The organism is Verrucomicrobiia bacterium, assembly GCA_036405135.1.
Taxonomy (GTDB): domain Bacteria; phylum Verrucomicrobiota; class Verrucomicrobiia; order Limisphaerales; family JAEYXS01; genus JAEYXS01.
In genome coordinates, this window is sequence record DASWYF010000029.1 from 1 (window position 1) to 13,247 (window position 13,247).

At 54.6% G+C, this 13,247-nt stretch carries 8 protein-coding genes; 3 read left to right on the top strand and 5 right to left on the bottom strand.

All coding sequences use genetic code 11. The annotated features are described in order from the left end of the window. Nucleotides 1-297 precede the first annotated feature (297 nt). The 3 genes from gnd to lpxI all read right to left on the bottom strand — a co-directional run bounded on the left by gnd (nt 298) and on the right by lpxI (nt 3,477). A complete protein-coding gene (gnd, locus tag VGH19_14585; GenBank protein HEY1172594.1) occupies nt 298-1,770 on the bottom strand; it encodes a decarboxylating NADP(+)-dependent phosphogluconate dehydrogenase in 1,473 nt (490 codons plus the stop codon). A 134-nt stretch (nt 1,771-1,904) separates the two neighbouring features. After that, nucleotides 1,905-2,402 (bottom strand): hypothetical protein, encoded by a 498-nt coding sequence (locus VGH19_14590; protein HEY1172595.1) that lies wholly within the window; start codon nt 2,400-2,402, stop codon nt 1,905-1,907. Nucleotides 2,403-2,496: 94 nt separating this feature from the next. Continuing rightward, nucleotides 2,497-3,477, bottom strand: coding sequence for a UDP-2,3-diacylglucosamine diphosphatase LpxI (gene lpxI, locus VGH19_14595; GenBank protein HEY1172596.1), 981 nt, complete (start codon nt 3,475-3,477; stop codon nt 2,497-2,499). 28 nt (nt 3,478-3,505) lie between these two features. Here lpxI and VGH19_14600 point away from each other — a divergent pair, with 28 nt between their 5' ends. Next, nucleotides 3,506-6,820: a PAS domain S-box protein gene (locus VGH19_14600; protein ID HEY1172597.1), complete on the top strand. Its 3,315-nt coding sequence runs from the start codon at nt 3,506-3,508 to the stop codon at nt 6,818-6,820. Nucleotides 6,821-6,838: 18 nt separating this feature from the next. Here the strand turns inward: VGH19_14600 and VGH19_14605 are convergent, their stop codons facing one another. Both VGH19_14605 and VGH19_14610 read right to left on the bottom strand, forming a co-directional pair. Beyond that, a complete protein-coding gene (locus VGH19_14605) occupies nt 6,839-7,291 on the bottom strand; it encodes a hypothetical protein (GenBank protein ID HEY1172598.1) in 453 nt (150 codons plus the stop codon). Between the two features lie 4 nt (nt 7,292-7,295). After that, entirely contained in the window at nt 7,296-10,151 is a 2,856-nt protein-coding gene (locus tag VGH19_14610) for a tail fiber domain-containing protein (GenBank protein ID HEY1172599.1), read from the bottom strand. 254 nt (nt 10,152-10,405) lie between these two features. Between VGH19_14610 and VGH19_14615 the strand changes: the two genes are divergently transcribed. Both VGH19_14615 and VGH19_14620 read left to right on the top strand, forming a co-directional pair. After that, nucleotides 10,406-11,185: an NIPSNAP family protein gene (locus tag VGH19_14615; GenBank protein ID HEY1172600.1), complete on the top strand. Its 780-nt coding sequence runs from the start codon at nt 10,406-10,408 to the stop codon at nt 11,183-11,185. Nucleotides 11,186-11,328: 143 nt separating this feature from the next. After that, nucleotides 11,329-13,245: a HEAT repeat domain-containing protein gene (locus VGH19_14620; GenBank protein HEY1172601.1), complete on the top strand. Its 1,917-nt coding sequence runs from the start codon at nt 11,329-11,331 to the stop codon at nt 13,243-13,245. Nucleotides 13,246-13,247 lie beyond the last annotated feature (2 nt).

A 13,247-nucleotide genomic window follows, 5' to 3' on the forward strand; every position in this document is an offset into this window, starting at 1 on the left:
AACAAGCCTTGCGCAGTGCCGAAGCCAGAACTTGGGAGGCGCTCTTGGCGGCCATCGCCGCCGCCTTGGCCTCAGTCACCCCACAAGACGCCGCTTCCTGGTTCGCACATTGCGGCTACAACTTTATTTAAAACGCTCTAATGTCCTCAGTGTTCAGTTTTCGGAGGAGGCAAAGAGAGATGAGTTTTATAGGATATCTGGGCCCTCTCCAAATCACGCATGCGGGACAGCTATGATTTAGGGGAAAGAAAAAGGACCGCGTTGCCGCGGTCCTTTCTGAAGGGATGTCAGCTTAGATTACACGTTATACGTGGAGCTGCTCGTCGTGCCGCCGCGGCCGGTCCAGTTCGTGTGGAAGAACTCGCCGCGCGGTTTGTCGAGGCGCTCGTAGGTGTGTGCGCCGAAGTAGTCGCGCTGGGCCTGGAGCAGGTTCGCAGGCAACACGGCGGAGCGATATTGATCGTAGAACGCCAAGGCGGTGCTGAACGCGGGCACCGGGATGCCGCGCAGTGCGGCCGTGGAGACGATCTTGCGCCAGCCCTTTTGGGTGCGCTTGATCTCGCCGCGGAAGTAGTCGTCCAAGAGCAAGTTCGAGAGCTTCGGATTCGCATCGTAGGCTTCCTTGATCTTGCCGAGGAAACGGGAACGGATGATGCAACCACCGCGCCACATGAGGGCGATACCACCGTAGTTGAGGTTCCAGCCGTATTCCTTAGCAGCGGCGCGCATGAGCATGTAGCCCTGGGCGTAGCTGATGATCTTGGAGGCGAAGAGGGCGTCGCGGATGTCGTTGATGAAGGCCTTCTTCTTCTCGGGGTTCGCGGCGATGCTGCTGAGAGCGGGACGCGGGCCCTTGAGTTTGCGGGAGGCTTTCACGCGCTCGTCCTTCAAGGCGGAGACGCAACGGCTATACACGGCCTCAGCCATCAAGGTGATGGGGATGCCGAGGTCTTGGGAGTTGATGACGGTCCACTTGCCCGTGCCCTTTTGGCCAGCGGTGTCGAGGATCTTGTCCACGATCGGGGAACCGTCCTCGTCCTTCTTGGCGAGAATGTCGCGGCTGATCTCGATGAGGTAGCTGTCGAGGTCGCCCTTGTTCCATTCGGCGAAGACTTCGTGCATCTCATCGGCGCTCATGCCGAGGCCGTTCTTCATGATGTTGTAGGCTTCGCAGATGAGCTGCATGTCGCCGTACTCGATGCCGTTGTGCACCATCTTGACGTAGTGACCGGCACCTTGCTCGCCAACCCAGTCGCAGCAGGGAGCGCCGCCTTCCACCTTCGCGGAAACGGCCTGGAAAATCTCCTTCACGTGCGGCCAGGCAGCGGGTGAGCCACCAGGCATGATGGAAGGACCCTTGCGGGCGCCTTCTTCACCACCGGACACACCAGTGCCGATGTAGAGGAGGCCCTTGCTCTCGACATACTTCTGGCGGCGGTTGGTGTCGCCGAAGAGGGAGTTACCACCATCGATGATGATGTCACCGGGTTCGAGGTGCGGGATGAGCTGGTCGATGAATTCATCGACGGGCTTGCCGGCCTTGACGAGCATCATGACGCGACGGGGGCGCTTGAGCTTCTTGACCATCTCCTCGATGGAATGGGCACCGAGCACCTTGGTGCCCTTGGCTTCATTGGCCAGAAACTCGTCCACCTTCGCAGTGGTGCGGTTGTAAGCCACCACGGTGTAGCCGTGGTCATTCATGTTGAGGATGAGGTTCTGACCCATGACGGCCAGACCGATCAATGCGATATCACCTTGAGGTTCCATGTTTATATTCCGTTCAAAAAGGAGCGATTACGATACCGGATGGGCCACGCCACGCCAGCAGTTTTTTAGGCTGCAGGATGGGCCGAATTCATGCAAATGATGAATTTGGCGGTGGGTTGGTCCTTCCGAAAGGGTTAAACGACCTGTACGCGGCTGTCTTCCGAGAGCATCTTCTCGAGGTTATCCCAGCCGGTTTCGTTCATGCTGTTAAAGGCATTGAGGTAAACGGCGACGACTTCACGCGGATATTTGCCGAGGAGGATGTCCACGGCGGTCTTGAGCTTGGCGTCATCAATCTTCTCCGGCAGGTCTTCCACCACGCCGTCCTTATGCGGGATGTCGAGGGCGTTCAGGAAATCGACGAGCATGCCGTTGTATTTCTTGAGGAGCCAGCCACGGAGCAAGGTGCCAGCGGCGAGTTCCATATTCGGCTTGGAAAGCGTGCCGACCATGGAGGCGTGGCGCTGGAGCTTAGGCTGCTTCTCGAAGAAGATGGGGCGGAGCTTGCGGGCATCCGCCACGGCTTTCAGCGTGGCTTTGTAGAGTTCCTTGTCGTTTTCAAAGGCGGATTGCAGGATGTCGTTGGAAAGTTCCGCAGACATGAAGCCAAAAAGTTCGTGAGACGTCAGCATACTTATTCAAAAGTCCAAATTCAGAAACAGGGGCAAAAGTCTAGGGATGCGGGGCAAAATGGCTACGAAAAAATGAGAGGGAATCGACGGCAGCTCAGGATTGAGGGATGGTTAGCAAGGTGAGCTTGTGTTTCTTGCACAGCTTTTCGAGCTCAGGTTGATCTAAGAAAAGGGTCTTCCCAGCTTCAACGGCTAGCACAGAAACGCCGTTCTTGGCGCAAGTCTCCAAGGTCCGCTCGCCAATACAGGGTATGTCGAAACGCATATCGTGGCCTTCCTTGGCCACTTTCACGGCGACCGCCCTGCCCTCTTTACCGGCAAGTTCGCCTCCACGCGTAAGGCATTTATCGGTCCCTTCGAAGCCCTCTACCGCCAAGACGGTGCCTTGTTTGACGACGACCAACTGGCCGATCTCAAGACGTGAAATCTCTTTAGCGATACGATACCCAAAATCCACATCCGCAGCCAGTTCCGATGTAAGCTCGCCACCGATTCGAACGCCCTTACCGGGCATCAGAGGAATCAGCCAAGGCATGGCAGAAATAAGTTCGACACCTTCTGAACGTAATTCGTCCCCGATAGCTCCAAAGATGGTATGGGCGTTTTTCTCCTTGAGGCGCATGAGGAGTTTCATGGCACGAAGATCGGGACGGAGGTTGAACAGGTTGCTGGGTGCAATCTGGCCGACCATGACAGATTGCTTCACGCCACGACTGGTGAAGACCTCGATGAGCTTGGTCAATTGGCCGACCTTCAGCCAAACCACCTCGTCTACCAAGGCCGCAAACTCGGAGCTGGTTTCTCCCTCAAACGCCACAGCCACAAGACGTTTCACCCCCATAACACGTGCCTGCCGCGCGAACATGAGCGGCAAAGAGCGGTTTCCGGCTATAATGCCGAGGGTGTGTGGACCAGCGTGGTCTGACATGTGCTGCCCTTTGTACGGCGTGATGAGGAAGGATGCCAGTCTGAAAGCACGGATTGGGCAGGATGGACGTGCCTTGTCTTCGTGTGTAACAAGTTCTGCCTCAGGGAACTTACCGCCCAAATTGCGTACTCGGGCAGACTTGCCCATAGGGCAATTTTTGGAGAGTGTGAACGACGTGTTTTGTTTGGCCGGGCCAGTGAAAGGCGTTGCAGGTCAGCGGGGGGGAGTGCGTGATGTATTGCGCATCAACCAACCTTTGCTGATTGCATCCGTCTATTCGGCTAGCACGACCCTCCTGATGGCCGCTGCTCCGCACAATCCAGATGATCACACGCATCCTGTTCCCCTCCCCCTTCTCTCTGCGGTGCTAGCTGTGGGCATCTTTTTTCTGCTGCTGGCGATGTGGCTCGTCCGTCAACGCGAACGGGAGCGGCAGGAGGTAGCCAAGCAACTGGCGCGCGTGTCCGAACTGGAATTGGAGTATCGTGACCTCTTCGACAACGCGAGCGACCTAGTTTACACGCATGACATGCAGGGGCGTTACCTCACTGTGAACCGTGCCTTTGCGGATACATTTGGATATGCCAAGGAAGAATTGATCGGACGCAACGGTTTCGAGTTGCTCGTTGAGGAATCACGGAAAATCAGTCAAGCGATGTTCTTGCAAAAGCTGAAAGACGGCCAGCCGACCCGCTACGAAGCAGATTTTATAACTAAGGATGGCCGCAAGCTGCATGCAGAACTGGTCACCCGTCTGGTATTCCGTGATGGCAAACCCGTCGGTGTGCATGGTGTGGCGCGTGACATCACCAAGCGTCGGCAGGAGGAATTCCGCAACCGCGTCTTTCTGGAACTGGGCCACAAGCTGAATGAAGCGAACACCCACGAGGCCGCCGGCGACACCATTCTCGAAGCCGCACAACAGTTGATCGGTTTTGATTCCTGCATCGTTTACGCGGTAAATAAGGAACAAAACCTCTTCCGCGTGCTCATCCAGATCGACAAAGTGGATAGTACTCTGAAGCGTTTTCCAGCCGCGCAAGATTATCAGCCCTTGCCCCCCATCACCAAGTTGGTGATCGAGAAGGGAGCGCAACTCATCCTGAGAACACCTGAGGAATTGGCGGAAAAAACCGATCCTTCAGGACTCTTCGGCAGCATGCGCCGATCTGCTTCGATCGTCGTTGTGCCCATCCGTTCGCCTGAACGCGTGCTCGGTGTGCTGGGCGTCCATAGCTACACGCACAATGCCTACGATGTGCACATGCAGAAAATGCTGGAGGCACTGGCGGATTATTGCGTGGGCGCTTTCGAGCGCATCAGTGCCCGTGAAGAGATGTTGGCCACGCTCGCAGAACTGGAACGTCGCGTGGCCGAGCGCACTGCTGAACTCTCCAAGCTGAACAAGTCTTTGCAGGAAGAAGTCGAGGAACGCAAACGCATCGAGGAAGCGTTACGTGAAGCGCATGCAGGATTGGAATTGCGCGTCAAGGAACGCACTGAGGAACTGAGCCGCATCAACGTCCAGTTGCGCAAAGAGATCGGCGGTCACCGTCAGACGAGTGCTGCTTTGCAGCATAGCGAACAACGCTTCCGCTCGCTCATTGAAGCATCTCCCGTAGGCATCGCCCTCTCCCGCAGCGGCATCGTGCTGTACGCGAACAAGGCGCATCTGGAGATGTTCGGCTTCACAGATCAATGGCAGCTGCAGGGCCGCTTCTTCCTTGATATCATTGCGCCGCAATGCCGTGACGAAGTGAAGACACGCATCACCCGCCGCCGGGAAGCCGGGCTGGACCGGGACAGCTACGAGACCGTAGGACTGCGGAGGGACGGCTCACAGTTCTTTTACCAAGTAGAAGCAGCCTCAATCCAACTCGAGGATGGACCGGCCACTCTGGCATTTCTCATCGATACCACGCTCCGCCATGAAGCTGAACAGGCACTGCGACAATCCGAAGAACGTTTCTCACTCGCCTTCCACGCACTGCCCATCCCCGTATCCATCAGCACATTCGCCGAAGGCCGCTTGATTGATGCCAATGAAGCGTTTCTGCATCTGTTCGAGCACAAGCGCGAAGAAACCATCGGGAAAACTGCCCTCGAACTCGGCATCTGGGACCGCACTGAAGAACGCAATGATTTGATCGACAGTCTGAAACGCGGTGAATCAGTCCGCGCCCGAGAGTGCCGCTACCGCACCCGCTCCGGACGTCTGGTGATCACCTCCGTCTCGGTCGAACGCGTCGAATTGCAAGGCTGGCCGTGCCTTATCTTCATCACCCAAGATCTCACCGAGCGGCTCAACCTGGAGACCCAACTGCGCCACGCGCAAAAGATGGAGGCCGTCGGCCAGCTTGCCGCCGGTGTCGCCCATGATTTCAACAACATCATGACCATCATCCTCGGTCATGCCTCGCTGCTGGAACTCGAGATGGCTCATGACAAGGATCATCTCGAAGCCCTGAGGGAGATCACCACCGCCTCGGAGCGCGCCGCCACTCTTACCCGACAACTCCTGACCTTCAGCCGCAAGCAGATCATGCAGTTGCGCGTCGTGGACCTGAACGAGCTCATCCGGAATTTTTCCCGCATGCTCAACCGCCTCCTCGGCGAGCATGTGGCGGTCGACCTTCATTTCGAGCCATTTCTCCCGGCTGTGAAAGCGGATGCCGGCATGGTGGAGCAGATCATCATGAATCTCGCCGTCAATGCGCGCGATGCGATGACCGGCACCGGATGCCTCTCCATCGCGACCAAGCCCGTCATGATGGAGGTGAACCCCCGAAACCCTTCACGAACAGGCAAATTCGCCTGCCTCGTAGTGTCGGACAACGGCTGCGGGATGGACGCTCTCACACTGGGCCGGATATTTGAACCATTTTTCACCACCAAAGAAGTCGGCAAAGGCACAGGCCTGGGACTAGCCACGGTTTATGCCATCGTCGAACAGCATCACGGCTGGATCGAAGTGGAGAGCACACCAGGGGCAGGCACTGTCTTCAGGGTGTATCTTCCAGTCGCGCTGGAATTCACCGGTTTGGAACCGAATTTGATTACGACAGAGACACACATGCAAAATAAAGCGACTGTCCTCGTGGCAGAAGATGAGGCCGCCGTACTGGGCTTGGTGACCACGATACTCCAAAAAGGTGGCTATCATGTCATCAGTGCCACGAGTGGAGATGATGCATTGATCCTTTGGGAGATGCACCGGGACGAAATCGACCTCCTGCTGACGGACATGGTGATGCCCGGTCTGCTTTCCGGTCGTGGTCTGGCGGAACGCATCCACGAAATGAAACCGGACCTGCCGGTGATCTACAGCAGCGGGTACAGCGTGGAAATCGTCCGTGAAGGTCTGGTGTTGCGGGAAGGAGTCAACTTCCTTCCCAAGCCCTATCCACCGACCACGCTTCTGCAAATGGTGAAAGACTGTTTGGAGAACGCCATTCAGGGAAACAAAGGAAACCGCAGTCAGGAAGTGTAATCCCCGCGCACTTCGGTCCTAGGGCTTCTTAAGCCGGTAAAATTTCGGACCGGCAGTGAGGCTGATTATTAGACTGCTGCCTGTCACGCCGGAAGTCGGCTGCCAGACTATCGGGCTGTTCAAAGTGGAGGCTTCTTCCAAAATAAAACCTGAGATATCAGACGGCCATGAGATCGTCAGGTTGCTGCCATTGCGTACGATAGAAAGCTGGGGAGCTTCAGGAGATTGGACAGCCATCACCACGGTCCAAAAACCGTCCGCTACCTCATAGGCACCTCCAGCAAATTGTGCAGCACCCAACAGTTGGACCGTGCCGGAGACTTGATAGCTGCCTCCGCTGCCAGTTCCCCCACTTCCAATCGAGTAACTGTCGATCCGATAATCCGCAGCATTCGCGTATACCAAACCAAGCATGCCGGCCATCAGGCTCAACTGCAATTTGCCCTTTGTTGGGAAAACGAACTGTTTCATGGCCTTACTTTCCAGTTTGGGTGTTGGCTTGGCCCATCGACTTGATCATCGTTTCCAGCGCATCGAGACGTTTCGCCATATCCTCATTCTGCGTCTTCAAACTTTGCAGTTCCTGATCCTTTTCTTTGACCGTGGCATACAGACCTTGGATGGCAGCCAGCGCCACACCATCAAACTCCATCGTGCTGATGGACTTGTCATCGCGGCCAGGATAAAACGCCGCTTTGAAATCCTGTGCGATCGGGCCCAAGTGTGGCGTGGATGTGCCATCTTCCCAACGATAGTGCCAGCTCAAGACCGGCACCTTGGCCAGTTTGTCCATGATCTCCTTCGGATTCACTTCGTTGAAGTCCTTCTTGGAATTACGATCGGAGAGCGTGCTCCATGAGGTAGCATTCGGTGCCAAAGTGACACCTAAAGTTGACGTTCCATTTGAGAAAATCCGGGTGCCCCCGGAGGCGCGGATGGTGAATTGATTGTTGGCTGTAGATTCGATGTTTGCATCGGTAGCACATCCCCATACGAACGATCCGTAGTGCAGGGCCTTTGCCTTCACGCCGGCAGCAAAGCTGTAGGGACCAGCAGCGTAATTGGCAAAGCCTCCCGGAATCGTTGCATGATGAGCTCCCGCTTCAACTTCATTGACCTCACCGCCAGAGATGACGGCATCATAAGCTTCGCCTTCTATGACATTGGAAAAACCACCACCAATGAAACTTCTATTCGCTTCACCTAGAACGCGGTTTTGCTCTCCCGTTACGATTGCACCACTGATAACATCGTTGCCTACAAAATTGTCATAGCCAGTCATTATCCCTGAGTACGAACTATAATTGCCTATCTTGTTTGCCTGGCCACTACCCACGAAAGCGTAGTCGGATGCTTCATCGATTACATTGGACCGACCGCCGGCAATGACTGCATAGTACGTATTTTCAGCGATCAGATTCGTAGCCCCTCCGCCTATGAAATTGGCTATGCCCAACTTATCGATGACATTGTTCTGGCCGCCGGCGATCGTGGAGTAATCGTTCGTGACCTTGATTGCGTTCAATTTGCCGCCGCCGATCACGGAGTTCGGGGAGGTTCCCTCGATTTTGTTGGCTTCACCGCCAGCGATAACGGAGCCGGGTGAATTGTTCCCAATACCGTTGCCGTGTCCGCCTCCCACGGAGGAAGAATCACTTTGATTCCCCACGCGGTTGCTCGCTCCACCTGCGATCACGGACTCAGGCGAAACGGCTCCGATCTTATTATCAGTTCCGCCGCTTATTATCCCGTCATACGAACCTATCCCGATTTCATTGAGGTTGCCGCCGACGATGACAGAATCGTAGGAGTTGGTTTGGATCACATTCAACACACCGCCAGAAATGACCGACCTATACGCTCCCGGTTTGATCTCGTTTCGGTCTCCGCCTGCGATCGTACCGTAATTCGAGTTGGTATGTATCATGTTTTGATTACCACCCGAGATGGCAGAATATTCGGAGAATTTTTGGATGCTGTTTTGATAGCCGCCGGCGATCAAGGATCCGATGTTGTCAGTTACGATCAAATTCCGATATCCACCGACGACGACTGAATTATCGGCCCCTGCCTCGATAGTATTTCCCTGACCGCCTGAAATCGTAGAAAACGAAGCACTTACTGAATTTCGGTCGGAGCCTGAATTACCACCACCTGCCACGATAGAGCCACTGATTCCCAAACCAAGCTGGTTTCCTGTATGACCTGCCAGAAAATTAGGAGATGTAGGGGCCGGACTAATACGTAAAACGCGGTTATTGCCTACCCGGAAGTCCAGTCCCACAGGGTCGGTTGTGCCGATGAAATGTGTCCCCAAAGAAGTGCCTGAGTTCCCAGTAATTTTCCAAACGTTACCCAATGCGGCAACGGGCACCGTGCCGGAAGACAGGTTATTCGCATTCAATGACGTGAGGTTGGCACCGCTGCCAGAAAACCCGGTCGCCGTCACTGCGCCGGTAAAGGTCGGGCTGCTATTCAGCAAAGCGATGCCAGAGGGCATGCGACTGATGCTCAGGTTTCCGCTGGTGATCTTGGCCGCATCCAAGTCAGGCACGCGATCCGTGCTGAACGTGCCGGAGGTGATTTTGGAAGCGTCTAACACTGGAATGTTGGCAGCAGTAAGAGCCGGAAGCCGCGCATCATCGATTGTGCCGGTAGTGATTTTAGAAGCGTCGAGCGAAGGAATTGCCACCGCAGTGAGGGATGGAAGTCTTGCACTGTCAATCGTGCCTGTCGTGATCTTGGAAGCATCCAAGGACGGGATACGGCTTTCCGCCAATACACCGGTAACAATCTTCGCCGCATCCAGTGAGGGAATGCGGGCGACATCCAGCGTGCCACTGGTGATCTTGTCTGCGCCCAATGCCGGAACCTGGCTGACTGACAGAGTGCCGGTGACGTTGGCCGCTGAGACCGTTCCGCTGAGCGAAGCAGCCGTCGTAGCGTTCAACGCCTGAATGGCGTAGGGGTTGGAAGTGATCTTCTGGCGCGGCGTCAGCGTTGTATACGCATCGCTCGAACCTTGCGGCCGCACACCGATCTCCAGCCATCGATCTGCTCCCGGGAAACTGGCCGCACCATAATCCAAGGTGACATTAAAAACCCCACCTGCCACCGCGACGGTCCCGAATGTTTGCGGAGAGGAAACAGTGTTGCCGTTGACCGAAGCATCGAAGAGCGTGAAGCGAATATCAAAATTTCCAGTCGCTGGAGCACCATCCAAAAGTAATCGCCCCTGGTAATTGAAAGTGGTGGTTTGTGCAAAAATCTGAAGGCAAGGCAGCAGTAAGGCCAACAACAGACTGATTTCCAAAAGAGACTTTTTTCTCATGTGGTTTTCTCCTATGACGGGGCTTGTTCCGCGCTTCGTAACAATTCAGATTTGCCCGTGTCAATTGTGTGTCACGAAAAAGAATTGATATTTTTTGCGAACACCTGCGTACGCCCCTAACACCCACCACCAAAGGGCATTGAACAAAATTCGCGAACGGCCTTTTCGTCATCAACTGTCACACCCATGAGCTCCATCTCAGATTAGGTTGACAAGCCTGCCTCCTCCCTCATCCTGCCTCTCAATTGATCCCTATGCGTAAATTTCTTTTATCTTTGGCCTCGGCATTTGCCGTGCTGGCCCTTCACTCCCCTGCTCCAATCACAGCCGCCGAAGTGGACAAACGCTGTTTCGAGATGCGCGTTTACACCGCCAACCCGGACAAGATGGAGGCCCTGCATGCCCGTTTCCGCGATCACACGCTGAAGATGTTCGAGAAGCATGGCATCGAAAGCATCGGCTACTGGGTGCCTGTGGATAACAAGGAGAACAAGCTCTACTTCCTTATCGCTTACCCCAGTCGCGAAGCGAGAGAGACGCTCTGGCAGAAGTTCCAGGACGATCCGGCGTGGAAGAAGGCCAAAGCGGATTCAGAAAAGAACGGCGCACTCGTTTCCAAGGCGGACTCCACTTTCCTGCAGGCCACGGATTATTCTCCTGTGGCCAAGGCCTCGAAAGCCGGTGCTGAACGCGTGTTCGAACTGCGCACCTACACCGCGACCACTAACAACCTCGGCAATCTCAACGCCCGTTTCCGTGACCATACCGTCAAGCTGTTCAGCAAATACGGCATGACGAATATCGGCTACTGGACCCCGATGGCCGATCAACCCGGCGCGCAAGATACCTTGATCTATTTCCTCGCCCACAAGAGTCAGGATGCCGCCAAGGAATCCTTTGCCGCTTTCGGCAAGGATCCAGAATGGACTGCAGCCCGCAAAGCTTCGGAAGAAAAAGGCGGCGGCCCGCTGACCATCAAAGGCGGGGTGAAATCGATCTTCATGAAGCCGACTGATTATTCGCCGATGCGCTGATCCAGTTGAGGGCCAAATGTGATTTCAAAGCCCGGCTTTCGAGCCGGGCTTTTGCATTCATATTGGCCACTTGAAGCGAAAGCAGTATCCTGTCGTCAAAGATTGATATGAGACCAAGGCTCTTATGGCTAGTTGCCCTGCTGATGGCACTGTCCACATCATCAGGCGAAAGCGCTTCGTCATCCTCCAAGGATCGCAAAAATGACACCCAAACCGCAGTCACCGCGATCAGGGAAGCAATCACTCTGAGCCGGGATACAAACACCGTCTTTACCTACAAAGCTATTTTCCAGCCCATTGACCCCACGATCACTGGGCACAGTTATGAGGAACGGAAATTGACCGGTGCAGGCAAGGTCTCAGTGGTCTCGCTCTCTTCCCGATCAGCGGCAATGACCGGCTACAAAGTAACGGAAGAAGAAGCCGAACGATTTTTTCAGAGCCTCATAGATGCAGGTATTTTCACATTACCGACCCGCTGGACTTCTTTGAGCGATCCTCTCCTGCGCAAAGTTCCGATACAGGCCCCTTATACACAAAGCCCTGATTTTGCACCCGGTTACGAACTTGAGATGCAAGTTGGCGACAAACGGATAAAGACCGCTTTTCCTGTTTATGATCGCCCCACCTTCCCACCATCGTCCGCCTCCAAGATCGTCAAGCTGGTCGAGGCATTCTTTGATCGAATGGAAGAACGGGTCGCTAACGAGCGATCACTCCGCGATTTACATAATGAGGCTCTCAAGGGCTACGAACCAGATTTGAACGATCTACCCAGCATACGGTCAGGTCTCAAATCTAATGAACTTACCAATCGCATCGTTTCCGCCGCCCGGTTGAGCCTGCTGGCCGAGAAGACCAATCTTGTTCAGGAATGCATCAGCATTCTGGATGATCCCAATGAGCATGTAAGAAATGCAGCAGAAACAGGCCTCAGAAAAACCGGCACCAATGCCGTGTCCAGCACACCACAACTCTCAAACCTTCTCCGTCGCCATAGCCGTGAATCCGTCCGCGAGATCGCTGCTCGAACTCTTTTGCGTGGTGACCCACAAGATCCCGAGATCAGGAATGTCTTGCTGCATGGCTTGAAAGACCCAAGCCCAAAAGTGCGGGATATCTCTGCCGCAGGCTTAAGCAAATTCCACCTTCAATCACCGGAACATTGGGAACAGTGGCATAGTATACTGGTCAGCCCAGAATACCGGACCAATGCAGCTGCCTTGGGACTTCTTCCAATAGAATGGATCAAGAAAGTTCCTGCAACCCAGCACGCCAGATTGGTTGGAGACCTGATGAAACTGCTGGTTAATGATACCGAGGAGATACGTTCTCTGGCCGTGTACAGACTGCAACCTTTGCTCAGATCGGATGCCTCTATCCAGTCAGCAGTGATCGAAAGGATGCAGAAAGACACAGCTCACAAAGTCAGATATGCAGCTCTGTTATCCATCAGGAATTCCCTGTATGACTCGTCTGAATGGGAATCCTTGCTGGTTCAGGCAGCGACTGATCCATTCCCCGAAATCAAAGCATATGCGATGGAAGCACTGGCTCAGCAATCTCGCGGAAAAGCTCTCAGCGACGATATGCTGCTAGAAGGAATCAATTCTTCAGATTGGAGCGTGAGAATCAATTCCGCCTGGCTGCTGACTCAACGCAAGCGGCCGGAAGCTGTGCCTGTATTGCTCGATGAAATGGAACAGAATGGCGATCGTCGCGCGAAAACAGCCGAGTATCTCGCCCAGTTCGGACCAGATGTATTGCCTTTGATCAGGCCGCAATTGAACAGTTTGAAGATTCCGACTGTAAAATCACTTCTCGGTTACTTGGCTCTCGCCAATATCAAAGAGGCCGCGCCAGACATACTGGCCGCCACCCGTCATGCCGATCCAGGCATGAGAGCCCATGCCCTTAAAGCACTGGGTTGGTTGAAGCTCGATAATGCTGATGTCCGCACAGCTTGCGAGACGCTAAGAAACGATCCTGATGAAACGGTCCGTAAGCAAGCTGAAGATACTATCGCTTTTCTGGACCGGATCAAACCGCGTAAAAAATAACC